Origin of the sequence: Mucilaginibacter aquaedulcis (genome assembly GCF_030409325.1) — a bacterium.
Taxonomy (GTDB): domain Bacteria; phylum Bacteroidota; class Bacteroidia; order Sphingobacteriales; family Sphingobacteriaceae; genus Mucilaginibacter; species Mucilaginibacter aquaedulcis.
On record NZ_JAUFPR010000002.1, the window covers coordinates 2,033,101 to 2,052,792 of the forward strand.

21 protein-coding genes are annotated in these 19,692 nt (G+C 40.8%); 13 read left to right on the top strand and 8 right to left on the bottom strand.

The genetic code is table 11. The features are described from left to right. Window positions 1-6 precede the first annotated feature (6 nt). Window positions 7-867, bottom strand: coding sequence for a helix-turn-helix domain-containing protein (locus QWZ01_RS12800; RefSeq protein WP_290323731.1), 861 nt, complete (start codon window positions 865-867; stop codon window positions 7-9). A gap of 105 nt (window positions 868-972) precedes the next feature. Next, the gene (locus tag QWZ01_RS12805) at window positions 973-1,341 is read right to left on the bottom strand and encodes a hypothetical protein (protein WP_290323732.1); all 369 of its coding nucleotides are present in this window, start codon (window positions 1,339-1,341) and stop codon (window positions 973-975) included. 201 nt (window positions 1,342-1,542) lie between these two features. Here QWZ01_RS12805 and QWZ01_RS12810 point away from each other — a divergent pair, with 201 nt between their 5' ends. After that, window positions 1,543-2,355: an alpha/beta fold hydrolase gene (locus tag QWZ01_RS12810; RefSeq protein WP_290323733.1), complete on the top strand. Its 813-nt coding sequence runs from the start codon at window positions 1,543-1,545 to the stop codon at window positions 2,353-2,355. 11 nt (window positions 2,356-2,366) lie between these two features. Here the strand turns inward: QWZ01_RS12810 and QWZ01_RS12815 are convergent, their stop codons facing one another. After that, window positions 2,367-3,296 carry an AraC family transcriptional regulator gene (locus QWZ01_RS12815; RefSeq protein ID WP_290323734.1) on the bottom strand — a complete coding sequence of 310 codons (930 nt, stop codon included), beginning with the start codon at window positions 3,294-3,296 and terminating at the stop codon, window positions 2,367-2,369. 158 nt (window positions 3,297-3,454) lie between these two features. Between QWZ01_RS12815 and QWZ01_RS12820 the strand changes: the two genes are divergently transcribed. The 6 genes from QWZ01_RS12820 to QWZ01_RS12845 all read left to right on the top strand — a co-directional run bounded on the left by QWZ01_RS12820 (window position 3,455) and on the right by QWZ01_RS12845 (window position 8,806). After that, window positions 3,455-4,957: an aldehyde dehydrogenase family protein gene (locus tag QWZ01_RS12820; RefSeq protein WP_290323735.1), complete on the top strand. Its 1,503-nt coding sequence runs from the start codon at window positions 3,455-3,457 to the stop codon at window positions 4,955-4,957. Between the two features lie 65 nt (window positions 4,958-5,022). Beyond that, window positions 5,023-5,397: a DUF779 domain-containing protein gene (locus QWZ01_RS12825; RefSeq protein WP_290323736.1), complete on the top strand. Its 375-nt coding sequence runs from the start codon at window positions 5,023-5,025 to the stop codon at window positions 5,395-5,397. Between the two features lie 82 nt (window positions 5,398-5,479). Next, window positions 5,480-6,418 carry a helix-turn-helix domain-containing protein gene (locus tag QWZ01_RS12830; RefSeq protein WP_290323737.1) on the top strand — a complete coding sequence of 313 codons (939 nt, stop codon included), beginning with the start codon at window positions 5,480-5,482 and terminating at the stop codon, window positions 6,416-6,418. A gap of 88 nt (window positions 6,419-6,506) precedes the next feature. Beyond that, window positions 6,507-7,247: an SDR family oxidoreductase gene (locus QWZ01_RS12835; RefSeq protein ID WP_290323738.1), complete on the top strand. Its 741-nt coding sequence runs from the start codon at window positions 6,507-6,509 to the stop codon at window positions 7,245-7,247. Between the two features lie 139 nt (window positions 7,248-7,386). Next, on the top strand, window positions 7,387-8,139 hold the full coding sequence (locus tag QWZ01_RS12840; protein ID WP_290323739.1) for an SDR family oxidoreductase: 753 nt from the start codon (window positions 7,387-7,389) through the stop codon (window positions 8,137-8,139). Window positions 8,140-8,332: 193 nt separating this feature from the next. Further along, window positions 8,333-8,806 (top strand): GNAT family N-acetyltransferase, encoded by a 474-nt coding sequence (locus tag QWZ01_RS12845; protein ID WP_290323740.1) that lies wholly within the window; start codon window positions 8,333-8,335, stop codon window positions 8,804-8,806. Here the strand turns inward: QWZ01_RS12845 and QWZ01_RS12850 are convergent. Both QWZ01_RS12850 and QWZ01_RS12855 read right to left on the bottom strand, forming a co-directional pair. Continuing rightward, entirely contained in the window at window positions 8,803-9,216 is a 414-nt protein-coding gene (locus QWZ01_RS12850) for a winged helix-turn-helix transcriptional regulator (protein ID WP_290323741.1), read from the bottom strand. The genes QWZ01_RS12845 and QWZ01_RS12850 overlap by 4 nt on opposite strands. Before the next feature lie 89 nt (window positions 9,217-9,305). Continuing rightward, window positions 9,306-10,484, bottom strand: coding sequence for a GAF domain-containing sensor histidine kinase (locus QWZ01_RS12855; RefSeq protein ID WP_290323742.1), 1,179 nt, complete (start codon window positions 10,482-10,484; stop codon window positions 9,306-9,308). A gap of 228 nt (window positions 10,485-10,712) precedes the next feature. Here QWZ01_RS12855 and QWZ01_RS12860 point away from each other — a divergent pair, with 228 nt between their 5' ends. The 3 genes from QWZ01_RS12860 (at window position 10,713) to QWZ01_RS12870 (ending at window position 14,085) form a co-directional block, all read left to right on the top strand. Further along, the gene (locus tag QWZ01_RS12860; RefSeq protein WP_290323743.1) at window positions 10,713-11,135 is read left to right on the top strand and encodes a secondary thiamine-phosphate synthase enzyme YjbQ; all 423 of its coding nucleotides are present in this window, start codon (window positions 10,713-10,715) and stop codon (window positions 11,133-11,135) included. A 104-nt stretch (window positions 11,136-11,239) separates the two neighbouring features. After that, window positions 11,240-13,108: a tetratricopeptide repeat-containing sensor histidine kinase gene (locus QWZ01_RS12865; protein WP_290323744.1), complete on the top strand. Its 1,869-nt coding sequence runs from the start codon at window positions 11,240-11,242 to the stop codon at window positions 13,106-13,108. A 107-nt stretch (window positions 13,109-13,215) separates the two neighbouring features. Next, the gene (locus QWZ01_RS12870) at window positions 13,216-14,085 is read left to right on the top strand and encodes a creatininase family protein (protein ID WP_290323745.1); all 870 of its coding nucleotides are present in this window, start codon (window positions 13,216-13,218) and stop codon (window positions 14,083-14,085) included. A 38-nt stretch (window positions 14,086-14,123) separates the two neighbouring features. Here the strand turns inward: QWZ01_RS12870 and QWZ01_RS12875 are convergent, their stop codons facing one another. Then, the gene (locus QWZ01_RS12875) at window positions 14,124-15,068 is read right to left on the bottom strand and encodes a Smr/MutS family protein (protein WP_290323746.1); all 945 of its coding nucleotides are present in this window, start codon (window positions 15,066-15,068) and stop codon (window positions 14,124-14,126) included. Window positions 15,069-15,223: 155 nt separating this feature from the next. Between QWZ01_RS12875 and QWZ01_RS12880 the strand changes: the two genes are divergently transcribed. Continuing rightward, window positions 15,224-15,730, top strand: a complete 507-nt coding sequence (locus QWZ01_RS12880; protein WP_290323747.1) for a DUF892 family protein — start codon at window positions 15,224-15,226, stop codon at window positions 15,728-15,730. A gap of 290 nt (window positions 15,731-16,020) precedes the next feature. Then, entirely contained in the window at window positions 16,021-17,895 is a 1,875-nt protein-coding gene (locus QWZ01_RS12885; protein WP_290323748.1) for a M1 family metallopeptidase, read from the top strand. A 71-nt stretch (window positions 17,896-17,966) separates the two neighbouring features. Here QWZ01_RS12885 and QWZ01_RS12890 read toward each other — a convergent pair whose 3' ends face one another. Further along, window positions 17,967-18,365 (bottom strand): YtxH domain-containing protein, encoded by a 399-nt coding sequence (locus tag QWZ01_RS12890; protein ID WP_290323749.1) that lies wholly within the window; start codon window positions 18,363-18,365, stop codon window positions 17,967-17,969. Window positions 18,366-18,506: 141 nt separating this feature from the next. Next, a complete protein-coding gene (locus tag QWZ01_RS12895; RefSeq protein ID WP_166089472.1) occupies window positions 18,507-18,701 on the bottom strand; it encodes a cold-shock protein in 195 nt (64 codons plus the stop codon). Window positions 18,702-18,903: 202 nt separating this feature from the next. On the opposite strand from QWZ01_RS12895, the gene QWZ01_RS12900 reads away from it, so the two are divergent. After that, window positions 18,904-19,557 carry an HAD family hydrolase gene (locus QWZ01_RS12900; RefSeq protein ID WP_290323750.1) on the top strand — a complete coding sequence of 218 codons (654 nt, stop codon included), beginning with the start codon at window positions 18,904-18,906 and terminating at the stop codon, window positions 19,555-19,557. The last annotated feature ends 135 nt before the right edge of the window (window positions 19,558-19,692 follow it).

Here is a 19,692-nt window from a genome sequence, read left to right on the forward strand (position 1 = left end):
TAAAGGCTATACCTTGGACAAATCTGCCACGATGGATATGCCTGTTTTATCGCGAAAGGTTTGTGGTGATACCTTGGTTACTTTCTTAAAGAACCGGCTAAAGTAAAACTCATCCTGAAACTTCAATGCATAGGCTATTTCCTTAATGCTTTGCCGGGTTAAATGGAGCCGCTTTTTAGCTTCGAGTATTAGCCGTTCCTGTATAAGCTGCGATGGCGTTTTTTTGAAGTAACGGGTACACCGCTTAGTGAAATTATTAGGCGACATGGCCAGCAACTGTGCATAATCATTGGGTTTGTGCAGGGTAAGGAAATGCTGATCTAAAAGCTGCCTGAATTGCTCCATCTGTTCGTCTTTTTCCTTAAGTCCTGTAGGCTCTTCAATCAGTTTTATTTTAACACTGCTTGATTTGGCTAAAAAAAGCTGAAGATATGCGCGCAATACAATTTCTGACGGCGATGCCTGGTTAAACTCGTTATGTATATCACTCAAAAGGTGTGCGAATACCTCAGTATCAGTACAACTTAATTTAACACATGGCTGTATGTAAATATTATTGAACAACAAACCATTGCAGGCCACTTCGGCCCTGTGGTATTCAATACAATAAAAATCAGAATGAAACTGCAGCATGGTTATTGGTGTGGGTTCATGCTGCTCAATATATATAACCTGTAGTGGGGTTGAGAAAAGCATAACCGGGCCAACGTAATTAAACACACCAAAATCGGCATGGTAAGTTCCTTTTCCTTCGGGGATAAAAACGATGGTGTACTCATCAAACTGAACGGGGTTGCTCAATTCTGCAGTGTCGGTATTTTTTAGTTTAAGTAGATATTCTCCGGCCCGTGAAAAAATTTCCCTCATTGGTTATTGCTGTGTTGGATACGTGAACACACCAAAAATAATGATTATAAGGGGTTAAAAAAGCTTACACGAAATAACAATGGTAATTATTAAATAATATAATAATTAACTAACCATTGCGCGGTTTAAACCGGTAATACCTGTAGCCATAAATAAGCGGTTAATAAAGGCAGTAATCTTATCAAGCAGGGTTAAATTTTTTATTGATGGAGTAATTAAGGTATCATCCGGCTTTTGAAGGTCGGGAGGCTCATTAACGGCTTGCATTTCTTCTAAAATACTTTCGCGGATGGCAGGGTCGCGATTTACAATTTCATCAAGTTCGGTGAGTTCGTTAAAGGTTGCCTTTCCGCTTTTTTGGCGCTTGATCAGTATATCGAAACGGTCTTGTGTAAACGTGCGCCGCTCTAATTGTTTATGGTGTTTCATGCTTACCTCCCTGCTTGCAACATATAGCATCAAAGCAAATGCCATGCTTACAATTAATTGATAAATAAATACTTACAATAAAATACAAGCAACACATGTTCTGTTCCGATACATAAACCGTACGTTTTCGGTCAGTGAGATACAACCTCATTATAGCGTGGTTTATCCGTATTGTTCATTTTCCTTTTCCGAAATTTTTTCTTTATATAAATTATTAATTTTATTATGGGCTATAATTTTAGCAGCATGAACCCTATCATTCAACAAAAACATAACGTATCAATTGAGGGCAATGTTAACGCCGGCAAAACTTTGATATTTGCAAATGGTTTTGGCACTAATCAAACTGTATGGAACTGGGTAAAAGATGATTTTAAGGATAATTACCGGCTTATACTATTTGATTATGCAGGCTCAGAAAATACCGATCCGGATCACTACAACCCCATAAAATATAACAGGCTGAGCACTTATGCTGATGACCTGCTAACTATACTGGCCGATATAGATGTTACTGATGCCATTGTAGTGGCACACTCGGTAAGTTCAATGATAGTTACCCTGGCCGCAATCAAAAACCCGCGGCATTTTTCAAAACTGGTATTTATTGGTGCTTCGCCACGCTACCTTGATGATTCTGTTAACAGTTATACAGGTGGCTTTAACCAGGCCGTGCTGAGTGATATGTATGCAACCATGAATGCCAATTATTTCACCTGGGCCACCGGCTTTTCAGATATGGTAATGAACAGTCCTGAAATGCCGGAACTTGTGGAACACTTTACCTATTCGCTCTCCGCCATCAGGCCGGATATAGCGTTATCTGTGATCAGAGTTATTTTTGAATCGGATGTACGTGAAGAGCTACGTCAATTGAATAAGGAAGTACTTTTACTGCATGCCTGGGACGATATTGCCGTACCTGAAGAAGTAGCTTATTACCTGCATGAAAATATTAAAGGCAGTAAATTAAAGTTTTTAAACTCCAAAGGGCACTTTCCGCATATAACTGCCCCCGATACTATTGTTACAGCAGTAAAATCATTTATAGGCAATTAACCGCTGACACATCAATTAAAAATCTTTATGATTCGGGCCTTGTAGATACTTGGCGTAGTACCCTCAATTTTGCGGAAGGCACGGCTAAAATAATGCTGGTTGTTAAAGCCCGATTTAAAACAGGCATCGGCAATACTGCAATACGGGCTTTGCAAAAATTGCTTGGCCAGTTGTATCCGCTCCTTAATAATATAATCAACCGGCGAAACACCAAGCTCACATTTAAACGCCCTGAAAAAGCTGGCCTTGCTCATATAAGCCATCTGGCTTAGCGTATCAATGTTTAGTTTTTCGGTTAAGTGAGCCTTAATATATTGGAGAATATAGGCAAAGCGGTTGCCTGCCGATAGCTGGTTCAAATTATCTTTAATCATATGCAGGTTTTGCATTTGCATAATACGGATCAGTAATTCTTTCAGTGTTAAATTGGCCAGCACATCTTTGGTTAAAACATCACCGGTGCTAATGCTGATGAGCTTGTTGATCAACTGGGCCAGCTCATAATTATTAAAAAAATGGAACTGCTGATAGTTAAGCTGCCAAAGCTCATTATTGGCCCGCGGATAGTTCTCGTTTAAAAAATCAAGGGTACTGCAAATTTCCTGCTGGTTGATGGCCAATGCCGTACACTGCGAAGGATTTGTTTCTGATGCCTCGGGAAAATCAATGGTCATGGTTACGTTTGGCGGTACAATAACGGTTTCGCCCGGTAAATAATCAAAGCCTGGCTTATCAAACAAATGCATTACCTTTTTGCCTCTTAACATACTTGTAATTACCAGATCGTTAAAGGTGAGGGGCACCAGTTCGCTGCGTTCGTAAGTTTCGTAAATATTAAGTTCGCAGTGATTTAAGGTATAAGCTTTACGGTTCTCTACCAGCGTCCGCAGCTCTTTTTCACCGCTAAGGTTAAAAGGCGATACCAGGTTCTTCTCATTCATAAAAGGCTTATTTTATAACAAGTTAGGCATAGTTTGCCATACTTTATAATTCGTTTAAAAAAATGGAACAATAGTGCAAGCAATTGATAGCATTGTGCAAAAGAGTTATAACGCAGGTCAGTAACTTAGTATTACCAATTAAACTTAAAAACATTTTTATGAGCGTAGCACAAAAGCCAATCTTTAAAGACAGGTACGACAATTTTATTGGCGGCAAGTTTGTACCGCCTGTTAAAGGAGAATATTTTGATAATATATCGCCCGTTGATGGTAAGGTTTTTACCCAGGCAGCACGGTCAACCAAAGAAGATGTTGACGCCGCTGTTGATGCCGCTACAGAGGCCTTTAAAACCTGGAGTAAAACATCAGCAACCACACGCAGCAACCTGTTACTTAAAATTGCGCAGGTTATTGAAGATAACCTGGCTTACCTGGCTACTGTAGAAACCATTGATAATGGCAAAGCCATACGTGAAACCATGGCCGCCGACCTACCGCTGGTGGTTGACCATTTCAGGTACTTTGCAGGCGCTATACGCGCCGAAGAAAGCAGCATCTCTGAGCATGATGAATTTACGGTAAGCATTAACCTGCAGGAACCGCTTGGCGTTGTAGGCCAAATTATCCCCTGGAATTTCCCGCTGCTGATGGCTACCTGGAAAATTGCACCGGCCCTTGCCGCGGGCTGCTGCACCGTAGTTAAGCCTGCTGAACAAACCCCTACCAGTATCATGGTGCTTATGGAGCTTATTGGCGATATTTTGCCGCCGGGAGTACTGAACATCGTTACCGGTTTTGGGCCCGAAGCAGGTAAACCCCTGGCGACATCGCCCAAAATAAGTAAGGTTGCCTTTACCGGTGAAACCACTACCGGTCGCCTCATTATGCAATATGCGTCAGAAAACCTGATTCCGGTAACTATGGAGCTGGGTGGCAAATCGCCAAATATATTCTTTGAATCTGTAGGCGATGCCGATGATGAGTTTTTTGATAAAGCTGTTGAGGGGGCTGTACTGTTTGCCCTTAACCAGGGAGAGGTATGTACCTGTCCATCGCGCATGCTGATTCATGAAAACATATATGATAAATTTATTGAACGTGTAATTGCCCGTACCAAGGCCATTAAAATGGGCAACCCGCTTGATTCTGATACCATGATGGGTGCACAGGCCTCCAATGATCAGTACGAAAAAATATTGAGCTACCTTGATATAGGCAAAAAAGAAGGTGCCGAGGTGCTTGCCGGTGGTGAAGCGCAAAAACTGGGCGATGATTTGGGTGGCGGGTATTACATTCAGCCTACCATATTTAAGGGCAATAACAAGATGCGCATTTTTCAGGAGGAGATATTTGGCCCCGTGGTATCTGTAACTACCTTTAAAACTGTTGAAGAAGCCATTGCAATTGCCAACGATACCCTGTACGGCTTAGGTGCAGGCGTTTGGACCCGCGATGCTCATGAAATTTACCAGGTACCACGCGCCATACAGGCCGGACGTGTTTGGGTAAACTGCTATCACGCCTACCCTGCTCATGCGCCTTTTGGCGGCTACAAAAAATCAGGTTTTGGCAGAGAGAATCACAAGATGATGCTCAACTACTATCGTCAAACAAAGAATATGCTGATCTCATATAATAAGAACAAATTAGGCTTCTTTTAGCCTGTAGTTAAAGGTAGCTGCAAAGGTATTGGGCATTTGCAGCGCCTTTATTAACTTAATTTAACATGACCAAAAGAGTTTCCATTACACCCGCTGCCGAAAAAGTTATTGATGACCTGCGCGGCCGCTTTGGCGAGTTGATGTTTCATCAAAGTGGTGGCTGCTGTGATGGCTCATCGCCAATGTGCTTCGAGAAAGGTGAGTTTAAGATCGGCAGCAGCGATGTTAAGATCGGCGACATACACGGCTGCGAATTTTTCATGAGCATTGATCAGTTTGAATACTGGAAACACACCCACCTTACGCTTGATGTTACCCCGGGCCGGGGTTCCAGCTTTTCATTAGAGATCCCTATGGGGATCCGTTTCATCATCCGGTCAAGATTGTTTACCGATGATGAATTACACAGTCTTGAGCCTGTAGTATATTTTGAATCGTAATACCCTTATGGCAAGCTAAATATTCAAATTTGTTCTTAATTTTAGTCCGCATGAATAATGATTTCCGCATGCGTCCTGCCAAATGAAAGAGCCAGAAAAAAAGCTTGTATTTAATACCTTATTAAAACAGTATGCCCACTTTGGCCTGCCTACAGAGGGTATTGACGACAAGACCGATTTCACCATTCATAATTTAAGGGACATACATCTGGAACTGCCCTTTAAATCGCCGGTATTCAGACCCAATTTCTTTTCTTTCCTGTTTGTAAAAGATGGTCGCGGCAAATACACTACAGATAATCTCACTTTTGATAGCAGCCCGGGTACCATATACTTTACCAATCCAGGGCATTATAAATCGCACGAGTGGTTTGAGATCGGGGAAGTTTATCTTATCACCCTGAGCGAATCTTTTTTAAAGGAGAATGTTCATCCCGACATTTTTGAGGAGTTTCCCTTTCTCCTGGCCGAAACCGTGCATCCAAGGGTATTATCGCCCGATGCTTTTTTTAAATTTGAGCAGCTATACCTTCAAATAAATAAGGAATACCTGTCAAAAAGCCCGTATCGTAACCGGCTTATAGGTAATTTATTTGTGGTGCTCTTGTTAAAGATCAAGGAATACTTCTGGAAAGATTACAACCCTATTTATGAGGGCAACCGGAGCTCGCAAATTGTTAAAACCTTTAAACGTACGCTTGAGCAACATTACCGCGACCTGAGCAATGGCAAGATACACCAGGTTTTCAGGGTGCAGGATTATGCCGATGAGCAAAACCTGCATCCCAACTATCTGAGCAACGTTATCAAAAGCAAAACCGGTAAGCCCATTGGTACCTGGATAGCTGAAAAAACTATTGCCGAGGCCAAATCCCTCCTGCAAAACTCCTCCACATCTATTAAGGAAATCGCTTTTATTCTGGGCTTTTCAGAGTCGAGCCATTTCAGTAATTACTTTAAGAAATATACTGATACCTCCCCTGTTTTATATAGAAAACAGCACAGCACCATCACATCTTAGATATTTGCATGTAATGCTTTAAAATCTGTACTTTCTGGGTTGCGTTAAACCTGACCTTTGTTATATCAAAACAACAAAGAAAAAAATCATGAAAACGCTATCAGAAAAAGTAATATTAGTAACCGGGTCTTCTAAAGGTATTGGTGCAGCAATAGCTAAAAAAGTAGCCAGCCAAGGCGCTAAGGTAATTGTTAATTATGCTGGCGGCCAGCAAGCAGCCGAAGAAACTGTTAACGAAATAAAACAACAAGGTGGTGACGCCATTGCCTTACAGGCCGATGTGAGCAAAGCCGATGAAGTAACCGCCATGTTTGATGCAGCTATTGCCCACTACGGTAAAATTGATGTACTGATCAACAACGCAGGCATCATGATCACCAAATTACTGAAAGATACCTCTGTTGAGGAATTTACGCGTCAGTTTGAGATCAATGTTACAGGAACTTTTAACACCCTTAAAGAAGCTGCCACCAAACTGACCGATAACGGATCTGTCATCAATTTCTCTACTACCCAAACCCGCGTAATAACACCTACCTATGGCAGCTATGTAGCCACTAAAGGCGCGGTAGAGCAACTTACCCGTGTGTTTGCAAAAGAGGTTGGTGCACGTGGTATCAATGTAAATGCAGTACAGCCCGGCCCGGTTAATACAGAACTGTTTACCAAAGGCAAATCACAGGAATTAATTGACCGCTTAAATTCACTAAATGCCTTTAACCGCCTGGGTGAGCCAGAAGATATTGCCAAAGTAGTTGCCTTCCTGGCCAGTGATGATGCCAAATGGATAAGCGGACAAATTATCGGCGTAAACGGCGCAATGGCTTAATTTAATTCAAAAGTCAAAATTAAAAAGTCAAAATTTTGTACCCAGAACCGGGGTACATCACTAAACAAACTAAATAACTATTAAAACAACCCTCCAGGCTTTCGGTCTTTTCCGACTTCCGGACTAATAAATAAAAATCATGAACTCGTTAAAAAATAAAGTAGCCTTAATTACTGGTTCTGCCAGGGGCTTGGGTAAAGCCATTGCAGAACGTTATGCAGCCTTAGGTGCCGATATTGTGATCAATTATTCACGCGATAAAGCATCTGCCGATGAGGTGTTAAGCAACATCAAGGCTATGGGTGTAAGTGTAATAGCCGTACAAGCCGATGTAAGCAAAGTGGCCGACATTGAGCGGCTGTTTGCCGAAGCTAAAAAAGAATTTGGTAAAATAGACATCATAGTTGCCAATGCCGGTATAGAAATGGTAGAAACCCCGGTAGTTGATTTTACCGAAGAACAATTTGACCGCCTGTTCTCTATCAATACCAAAGGTTCTTATTTTACCATGCAGCAAGCTGCTAAAAATATAGAAGACAACGGCCGCATCATTTACATAGCCTCCAGCACAACATCTTTCCCTGTACCGGGCATGGCTGTATACGGCGGCAGCAAAACTACACCACGATATCTGGTTAATATACTGTCGCAGGAAATTGGTCATCGCGGGGTTACCGTGAACTCTATCATTCCCTTCGCGGTTGATCATTCAGGTATATTTGCCGAGCCTGACAGCTATCCTGAACTGAGAAAAAGCCTGCTGGCCAGCTGCCCTATGGGCCGTTTAGCTGAGGTGGAAGATGTGGCCAACGCGGCCGAATTTTTCGCCAGCGATCTGTCATCATTCGTAAGCGGTCAGCACCTGCTGGTTAACGGTGGTGCTAATCAATAATTAATATTTAAACTTCCCCATAGCCGGATGAGCCATATGCCCATCCGGCTATTTAAATTCAGGGTGAATGTCGAAGGTAACTTAAGCCGACCTGACATTGACCAGGCCAGTTATTGATAGATAATTTAAACACTATCCGTTGATCTGAGTTAAATAGTGATAAATTGCCTTAGCTAAAATCATTGACGGTACTATGGATAATATAACTATCAGGGAAGCTGAACTAAATGATCTGGATGTTCTGTTTGAATTTAAACAAGAACTGGTAGATGCCGAACGACCCTTTGATCCCACGTTAAAACCGGGACCTCTTTATTATTACGATATACGGAAGTTAATTGAGGCGGATAATACAGCGGTGTTTGTTGCCCAAAATGGCAAAGAAATAATTGGGTGCGGATATGGGCGCATTGAACAATCCAAACACTATTTAAAACACAGGCAACATGTACATCTGGGCTTTATGTATGTGGCTCCGCATTACCGGGGCAAGGGTGTAAACAGTATGATCATTGATGCGCTTAAACAATGGGCAAAGCAAAGAGGTGTTTCTGAAATAAGGCTTGAAGTGTATGCCGAAAACGAGCCCGCTCTTAAGGCATATGAAAAAGTTGGTTTTTCGGGCATACTGTTAACCATGCGCATGAACCTCGATGATGATATTTAACTCTTCTTTATTTTTTCCCGGTGTTCAATTCCCCATTTGATCATGGTTAAAATAAGCGGGCCAAATGTTCTGCAGTAATCTGTCGACTCATACTCCACCAAAACCGGCGGGCCGGGGTGCACCGTTCTGCTGATAAGCTTATTCACTTCCATTTCTTTCAGCTCACGCGATAGCATCCTGGTGGTTATTCCTGGGATGCTCCGTTCAATTTCTCGGAAACGCTTGTTGCCATTACAAATAGAATTGATGATAGGCAACTTCCACTTGCCCCCTATTACATAAATGGTATCCTGAAGAGCCTGTATTTCCCTTGCCTCGTTCCTTTTACCATCTATGCCATAAATAACCTCCAGACCCGGAAGGTCAGGGTACTCATCCTGTAATGATGCGCTATATGTGCTGTGATCCATATTGTTATTGATATATACTGTAAAACTGGTTACAAAATTATATCATTAGCAGTATATCAGCAAATAACAGCATGACCAATTGCACAATATTAAGCAGGTATTTGTAAAGTAAAACAAGTATTATCATCTGTTGAGCATACCGTAAGTGTGCCACCATGTGCATTGGCAATTTCAGATGCGATGAATAAACCTAATCCCAAACCTTGTTTTGATGAGCCGGCTTCGCCGCGTGAAAAAGGTTGAAAAAGATGTTCAATTACATTATCAGGAATTTTATCCCCGGCATTATTTATAGCTAAAACAAATTCTTTTTTGTCACTGACAGCAGTTACGCTAACCGGCGCATCCTTTTTACCGTGGGTAATTGCATTACTTAACAAGTTTGAAAAAAGCTGAGCAATCCGCTTACTATCGCAATTAACAGGTTCGGCTAAATTAAATTGAATGTTAATGGTACGCTCTGGCCATATGAGTTTTAGTTCGGTAAGTACCTGCGTCAATACCTGCTCAAGTGATTCGTTATCGCGGTTTAGGGTTATTCCTCCTCCCAGCTTGCCGCTGGCAAAGTCAAGAATATTATCTATAAGCCCCTTCATGCGGAACGATGAATCCTGTATAATGGTGGCCAATCTTTTTATACGTTCATCAAGGGGCATACGCAATAATATCTGCGCAACGTTTGATACCGCGCCAACCGGGTTACGTAGATCATGCCCCAGTATCGCAATAAACTGATCGCGTAGTTCGGCCGTTTTTCGCTCTTCCAATAAGTTTGATTGACTTATGTTTAACTGATCAATGGCATTCAAATGAAAAGCTATAAGCTCCGCAAATAATTTGAACATGCCTATGGTTTCAGGATTGTTTAAGCGGGCCGGCTTAGGGTCAATGGCACAAAGTGTACCGTAAAAGCTCCCGTCTTTAAGCATAATGGGCATGGAAATATAGCTTTGAAAGCCATACATTTCAGGAGTGTGATGATGGGCGTAAACCTCGTCTTCATCAACATGATCTATGACCACGGCAGCATGATTCTGTCTTATTTCATGGCAAATGGTGCTTTCAACCTGTAGTTCGCCACCCGGTACCAATCCAAATTCTATTTCATCCCGAACTGCACAGGCAATCCATTTATCGGGCGTAACTCGGGCGACTGCAGCAAACCCCATTCCTGTAGTGCGGCATATAACTTCTAATATAGATGGCACCGCGTCGATGCCTGTTATAGCCTCTACATCTGCCTTGAAATTCGCTTCAATATCGTACAATTTCGTCCTTTCTAATTCCTCTCTATACTACAAATTAAAATTATTATTTACAAATAAATACATTGGTATTAAGCAATGTAGATGATATTTATTAACCGTTTTAATACCTTCTAATATTAATATTATAGATTTATATAAAATGTTGAATTAATGGTTAATAAATTATTACTTTAACCAACTATATGACAATATACCTGTTATTAATAAAGTATTATAGTTACATCAACCATGCAAATATACCAGCAAGCGTTACAGCTTAGGGAAAGGAAACGCGGTTTTCATCTGATAACTGCCGATGTGTTAAACGCTATACCCCAGATAAGTGAAATTAAAACAGGCATAATGCAGGTTTTTATCCAACATACTTCGGCCTCTTTAACTATTAATGAAAATGCCGATCCAACTGTTAGGCATGACTTTGAGACCTATTTCAGCAAATCGGTACCCGAAAATGATCCGGATTATTTACATAACGATGAAGGGCCGGATGATATGCCCGCCCATTTAAAGGCGGCTTTATTAGGTAGCTCCGTAATGATCCCTATCCGTAACGGGAGGCCCGCATTGGGCATTTGGCAGGGCATATACCTGTGCGAGCACCGCAATTACGGAGGCGCAAGAAATTTAATCATAACAGCCTGGGGCGAATAGCATTCAAATGAGCAAACTCTGTATGTTCTTATTTCGTATAACTTAAAAGCTTATGTTTCTAAAATCAACCTTTACTTCCAATTAGTTAATGTAAGCGCTACTTAATGAAGAAAACCTTTGTCTTTTTTATGCTGTTGCTGTTTGCTTTTACCAATGGGTACGGCCAGGTAAAGGCTATAAACAAAATTAAGAAAGACATTCCCCATATTACCGATAGTATTCAATATGTAGATGCGCTTAACAGGCTTGGTATACTGATGTATGAAAGCAATATGGACAGCGCCTTTTACTGCGCCAAACGCGCCCGCTCCATTGCCGAAAGATTAAAATACCAGCATGGTATTGCGGATGCATTAAATACCCTGGGAATTGTTTATGACCTAAGGGGTAATTTGCAGTTATCTCTTCGTTATTATAACGATGCCTACAACCATTACCTGGCTTTACATGATTCATCAAACATTGTACAAACGCTGATGAACATTGGCCTTGTTTTTAACGAGAACAAGGAGGACAAAAAATCGATCAAGATGTTTAAAAAGGCAATCAGTCTGGGTAATACTATTAAACAGGACTCGATCATGTCATTGGTACTTTGTAATTATTTACTGATGTATCCTGATCAGGTTCCAAAAGATTCTGTTCTTAATTATCTTAACAAGGCCCGCCGGATAGCCATCTCATATAAAGATAACCGTTCACTGCTTGAAGTTGACCAGATACAGGCCCTGCTGTATTTAAAAGACAATGAGCTGGAAAAAGGCTTAAATCTGTTACAAAAAACAGCTACCGAAGGGATAGCCATAGGTCTTAACTATTTCAGTTTAGACCTTATCATGAGCTTGGGCGATCTGTACCGTAATGGTAATGTAAATAAGGGTATTGAGTATTATAAGCAAGGTCTTAATATTGCCGATTTAAAAGGCTATCACATGTACCAAAAAGTATTCGGCAAAAAACTTTATGACATTTATATATCCCAAAATGATCTTAAGGAAACGAAGTATTACAGCGAAAAATTGCTGAAATTGTATGATGATGAAGAGCAATTTAACAACACTTCAGGCTTTGATTATATTGATTACGCGCTAAAAGACCAGCAACTGGAGGCTGTTATTATCAAGAGCCAAACCAAGAAAATATTCATCATTGTGCTGGGGGTGCTTTTAGTGATCACAGCCATAACGATATTATTTATTTACCGCCTGTATCGCCTCAAACAAAAACACGCGGTAACACTTGAAGCGCTTAACAGATCTGTTTTGCTGCGCAATGAAAAACTGGAGATAGACCACGAGTTTAATAACCGTTTGGTATCTATCCTGGCCCATGATTTCAGGCAGCCTATAGGTACATTAAAAACCCTTGCCTCGGTTTTAAAGGATGCTGATTCCTTTACCCGGGAGGAACTTATGGAACTTGTTGATACCATGGAGCATTCATCCAACGTATCGCTCGAGATATTTGAAAATATATTGCAATGGATAAAGCAACAGCTCTCGGGTTTTAACTATCAGCCAACACCATTACATTTAAAAGAGTTGGTTGACGAAGCACTGTTACCCTTTAGCCTCATAGCCGAAGAGTACCAGCTTAAGTTTATTAACAATGTTGATCAACATGTAATTATACATGCCGATAAGGAATTAATACAGTTCATTAATCGCAATTTTATACACAACGCCATAAAGTTTTCGCCAAAACATTCAACCATCACCATTACATCCTCTGTGCATCCCGGCGAAACATCTATTTGTGTGCAGGACGAAGGAGAAGGCATATCAGCCGAAAAAATGGGATCGATATTCAATTTCAAATCCGAAATGCGTTATAGCAATGAAAAGGAAAAAGGCGCGGGTGTGGCACTTATGATATGTAAAGATTTTATTGAGAAGATGAGCGGCCGTATCTGGGCGGAAAATGGCGGTAAAAAAGGAGCTGCTTTTTGTTATGCCCTGCCGCATTTGAAATAATTAACCGTAAAAATTACATTACCTCCTGATAAGCAAACTTTTGCGTGAAATATTTTTGTAAATTCCACATCAATAACATCCATCTGTTTTAAACCAATATTATTAAAATGAAACCTTATTTGCTTTTATTAATGGCATTGCTCCTTTCAGGCTTTGCTAATGCCCAACAATTACTTGCCCGCTGGGATGAGCTTGTTGCCTCTGATTTTCCTCAAGCGCTTGAAAAATCATCAAAAACCTGCATACTGCCATTCGGTATATTAGAAAAACACGGCCCCCACTCACCCTTAGGTACCGATCTTATACATGTTAGGGAATGGGCCGCCCATGCTGTAAAATCAGAATACGCAGTTATATTTCCTGACTACTTTTACGGGCAGATCAATGAGGCCCGTCATCAACCCGGAACGTTTGCGCTGCCGAGCAAATTGATATTGGACATGTTAGAGGCTACTTGCGACGAGATTGCACGGAACGGTTTTGATAAGATAGTGATATTGAACGGGCATGGTGGCAATCCGGAGTTCATCCGCTTTTTCATGCAATCGTTACTCAACAAAAGGCATAATTACGCGGTATACTTCTACGCCCCTCAAAACGATAAGGAATTTACCGCTCAGTATTTGAAAATGCATAAATCAGACCCGCAAGATGATCAGCATGCTGGCGAAGGTGAAACATCAACCCTGCTTTATTACCGGCCCGATCTGATGAAGATGGACAGGGCAGCGTCACAATCCGGCGCCAATCAACACCGGTCAAATATACCTAACGTTTATACCCCTATCTGGTGGTATGCCGCCTACCCTAACCATTACGCAGGCGAGGGGGCAAAAGCCACAACTGAATTAGGCAAGTTCACCGCCGAACATGAAATTGACAGTTTTGTTAAAGCCCTAAAAGCCATCAAGGCCGATACAGAAACCCTGAAACTGCAAAAAGAATTTTATGACCGGGTTGATAACCTGAATAAATAAAACAAGAAACCCGGCTTTTGCGAGCCGGGTTTCTTGTTTTATTTGAATATTACTTTGGTAGCGCCGTAACCAAATTTCTCTTTACGGGCATCCATAAAGGTTTGTACTTTGGGGTGCTTGCCTAAAAGCTTATGCAACTCGTTTCTTAAAGTTCCGTTACCGGCACCGTGAATAAACACCATATCAGGAAGTTGATGCACAATGGCGGCATCAAGCGCTTTATGAAAATGAGCAAGCTGGATATTCAAGATCTCGCTGCTTTGTAAAAACTGGTAGTCGTCGCGCAGTTTTTCAATATGGAGGTCAACCTCACTAACAGGTTTATCCAACACCACCTTTTCCTCTGCCGATTTAAAGAAACTTTCCTTTAGTTTCTGCGCATCAATCACCATTTCAGGTTCATCAAGGCGTATCAACCAGCCGGGTTCAGTTAATAATGGAATACTTTTTTTAGAAGTTGAAAAATCCTTTGCCTTAAACTTTTCCTGAACTACCAATGGAGCCGGCGGTTCAACATTTTGTTTAGTGCTATAAATAATATTAAAAATAAATTTTGGCCATAATTGCAAGTCGGCCAACTGAGCCGAATATATCTTCACAGCCGATTTTGGGCCTATCGCATCGGCAAACTCACCTTTAAATACCTGTTGTTTTTCGGTACTCAGCACCGCAAGTAAATGGAAAGAGGTGTTATTAACCAAATAAAAATGCACTACCGAATTTGCTTTAGCATCGGCAACTACACCTATATAGATACCTTTCTTTTCAAACTCGCCTGTAATTACAGGCACTTCATTGGCAATTTTGGGTTTTGAGCCCGCCGGTTCGTAACCATGCACGGTAGTAACCTTACTGGCCAGTACGGGTATTTCAAATTCGTCCTCGCCGGTAACACCTATCATCTGATCATCAATGATACGGGTTACAAAACCCTCCATTTTTTCGTCAACAAAGCGCACAAAGTCGCCTAATTTATATTTCATAGTTGTTTGTATGAGTGTACAAAGTTAGCGTATATCCGCATATAGGCTTATAAATAAAATGAATGCTTTTAAATTACATTTAGTGAAACATTCCCTGTGGTTTTAAGTTGATGATAAGTCCTTATCTTAAAGCTAACTATTTATCATACACGATCATGAGTAATACAAATCCCCATTTATTAGATGACAGCTTATTAAAACAAGTGTTTATACATAATTTAAACCGTATATATTTTGGCAAATGCTATCTGAACAACCATCTGGATCATTTGCTTCATTTAGCCTCATTTACCGCATTACAACAAGCCATTCAGGAATTTTGGGATGATGTAAAGAAACAGATAAACCGAATGGAAGAAATTTATTTGCTTATAAACGAAACGCCATCCGACAAAAACTGCAACCCTATTAAGTCGATTATTAAGGATGGATTTTGCCTTGACGATAAACAGGACATGCCTATATTAAGCGATATGGACCTGATCATGTACCTTCAATTATTGGAACACCTGAGCATCACATCATGTCGGATGTTAATTATGGTTGCCAAAATGTTAAAATATGATGATATCAGGCAACTCCTTACCGAGTGTTTTGATGAATCAATTGATAACGACCAGTTATTTTTATTAATATCAAAAGAGTATCTTTCTGAAAATTAATAACTTATAAAAATACGCGTATAAAAAGAAAGCCATCCGCATTATGCGAATGGCTTAAATATTAGTTATTTAATACCCCTATTAAAATAACTTAAACAAAGTAAAAAAATATATCCCACAGAAGCAACAATTTATTCCCAAATAATTTATTGTTACAAATTTGTTACGAAATCATAATACTTTACTCAAAGGATAAATTATTTCTACAGCTAAATAGCGCCACATTCGTGATTATCGCTTATTATTTTCCAATTCATTTACATTAATTTGCAGTTGTATTAACTAAAAACATGATCAGATCTATTTTTCTCACTGCACTTACCTGTTTTATACTGGTACAGGCACAAGCCCAGGATTTGTATATGCCCCGCGATATACAAGCTGCCTACAAAAAAGGCACCCGTTCTGCCGATGGTAACCCCGGTAAAAAATATTGGCAAAACCATGGCCGCTACAACATTACTATAAGTGCCCTTCCGCCCGACCGCAACATTAAAGGCACCGAACAGATCATCTACATTAATAATAGTCCCGATACCTTAAAGGGGCTTAACATGAAGATGATATTGAATATTCATAAACCAGGTGCAGCACGTGCCGGCACCGCCCAGCCAAACTATTTAACACCAGGTATACAAATTGATACGTTTTTAGTTAACGGCCAGCCTAAGAAATTCAATAGCGCCATGGCCTCAACTAATTACATTGTTAGCTTGCCTAAGGCCCTTATGCCCCATGATTCTGTGAAGCTTAACATTGCCTGGCATTTCCAGATCTCGCTTGAAAGCGGCCGGGAAGGAATGATTGATTCAACCACCTATTACCTGGCTTATTTTTATCCGCGAGTATCTGTATATGATGATTATAACGGCTGGGACAGGCTGCCTTTTGTGGATGCACAAGAGTTTTATAACGATTTTAACGATTACACCCTACAGGTAAAAGCTCCAAAAAATTATATAGTTTGGGCCACCGGTACCCTGCAAAATACCAACCAGGTTTTGCAACCTGAATATGCTAAACGTTTACAGGCATCAATGACCAGCGACTCAACCATTCATGTTGCCACCACAACTGACCTGGCTGCTAAAAATGTAACCGCTCAAAACGATATTAATACCTGGATCTGGAAAGCCAATGACATCAGTGATATGGCTGTAGGTATAAGCGATCATTATGTGTGGGACGCAGCCAGTACCATTGTTGATGATGCAACCCAACGCAGAGCCAGTATGCAGGCCGCGTTTTTAGATAATGCAGCAGATTTTCATCATGCCGTACAAAACGGGCGCAACTCGTTAAGCTGGCTTTCACATAACTGGCCGGGTGTACCTTATCCGTTCCCTAAAATGACCGCTTTTCAGGGTTTTGCAGACATGGAATACCCGATGATGGTGAACGACAGCCACACAGAGGATATCCGCTTTTCGCAATTTGTACAGGATCATGAAATTGCCCATACTTATTTCCCTTTTTACATGGGTATTAACGAAAGCCGTTACGCCTATATGGACGAGGGTTGGGCCACTACCTTTGAACGCCTGATCGGCGCTTCAGAAGTAGGCCAGGAAAAAGCAGACGAGCTTTATAAAAGCTTTAGGGTTGAGGGCTGGATAAATAACGCTTCAACCTCTGAAGACTTGCCTGTTATAACCCCATCAAGCGAGTTAAAGGCCGGTTACGGTAATAATGCCTATGGCAAGCCATCACTAAGCTACTTTGCCCTGAAGGATATGCTGGGTGATGCCCTGTTTAAGAAAGCCCTGCATGGCTATATGGATCGCTGGCACGGCAAACACCCTATCCCGTGGGATTATTTTAACTCCATGAACAGCGTATCAGGACGTAACCTTAACTGGTTCTTTAATAACTGGTTCTTCACTAATTATTACATTGACCTTTCATTGCAAGGCATAACCAAAGTTAAAGGTGGCTATACTGCTGCTATCAAAAACATTGGCGGCTTTGCCGTACCCTTTGATGTTAAAATAACATACGCAGATGGCACCACCGAAACCATACACCAAACGCCTGGTGTTTGGGAGAAAAACCAAAGGCAAACAACTGTAAATCTTAAAACAGTTAAAGCAATCAAATCTGCAGTGTTAGATGGCGGTATATTTATGGATGCAGACGTAAGCAATAATAAGTTTACTACTAAATAATAAAATCTTTATAAAACAACAAAGCCCCTGATAACCGGGGGCTTTGTTGTTTTATAATATAGTCCTAAATATTATGCGCTTTGTATAGAATTGTTCCAGTCGTTTGCGGTACCTTTTACTTTTGATTTTGCTTCGTGTACAGCATCCTCACCTAAATCTTTAGCCCTATCTGCAGCTTCCCGTGCTTTTGATTTTGCAGAATCAACTGCATCTTCACCACGATCATACAAATCATTAACAGTACCGCTAAACCTGGCTTTTGCCTTATCAATTGCGCTGCTGCTGTAATCTTTTATATCACTGGCTGTTGATTGCGCCTTGTTTTTAGCGGTATCAACCAGGTCATTAATATAGTCGGCAATGTCTTCTCTAAGGTCACCACCCTTTTCCGGAGCCAGTAATAAACCTAATGCTGCACCAGCTGCTGCGCCTACTAATAGTGCTGCTATAATTTTCGCTTGATCTTTCATTTTGAGTTTTTTATGTAGATGATTTAACCTGCACTAACATAAACAACAACAATGCCAGTTTTAAAGCCGTGCATATTATAAAGCACAAAAAAAGGCATCCACTAAAGTGAATGCCTGGTAGGTTTAATGATTATATTATAATTAAATAACTTTTACATTTACCGCGTTTAAACCTTTTCTTCCGTTTTCTACTTCAAACTCCACTTTATCATTTTCACGGATTTCATCGATCAGGCCTGTTGAATGAACAAAAATGTCTTGACCACCACCTGTTGGTGTAATAAATCCAAAACCTTTTGTTTCATTGAAAAATTTTACTGTTCCTTCTTTTTGCATTATTTTATTTATTAAAGCGCGCAAGGTACGTATTATTTTGTAATCACAAACCCGCGGTACTAATTAACAGTTGCCAAGTTTTACAAACAACTGAACTACAGCGCTTAAACAAAATTCCCAAATTCATTATTATCAAAAGAACATACTCCTGTGACAAATAGTTTTTATAAAAATGTATGTTTGCCCAAAACAACATATATAGATGAAGGCCTTTATTTTCGACCTTAACGGCACCATGATCAACGATATGACCTATCATACCAAAGCATGGCAATCTCTTTTAAATGATCAGTTAGGCGGCAATTTCACCTGGGACGAAGTAAAACAACAGATGTACGGCAAAAACCCTGAAGTGCTGGTACGCATGTTTGGCCCCAACCGCTTCACCTTGGAAGAGATGAACGATCTGTCATACAAAAAGGAGCAAAAATACCAGCAGGAGTTTTTACCTTACCTGGCTCTTTTACCTGGATTAAAGGAGTTTTTAGAAACAGCCTATCAACAGGGTATCCCAATGGCCATTGGTTCGGCGGCCATACCTTTTAATATTGATTTTGTGCTGGATAACCTGAACATCAGGCATTATTTTAAGGCCATTGTAAGCGCCGACGATGTAGTGCTAAGCAAACCCCATCCCGAAACCTTTTTAAAGGCCGCGGCATTGCTAAACACCTCTCCTACTGATTGCCTGGTATTTGAAGATGTACCCAAAGGTGCCGAAGCCGCTGCTAACGCAGGCATGAACACTGTAGTGATCACCACCACGCATGAACCTCATGAGTTTGAAAAGCTATCCAACGTGATCCATTTTGCGGCAGATTTTACGGATGGATATTTTAAGGAGCTGTTAAGATAGTTTTTTAAAATTGTCATCCTGAGGAACGAAGGATAACTGCATAAATATGTCATTGCGAGCGTAACGTGGCAATCGCGAACTTTACAGAGCAAATTTTGCATAGTTCGCGATTGCTACGCTCGCGATGACACCCAT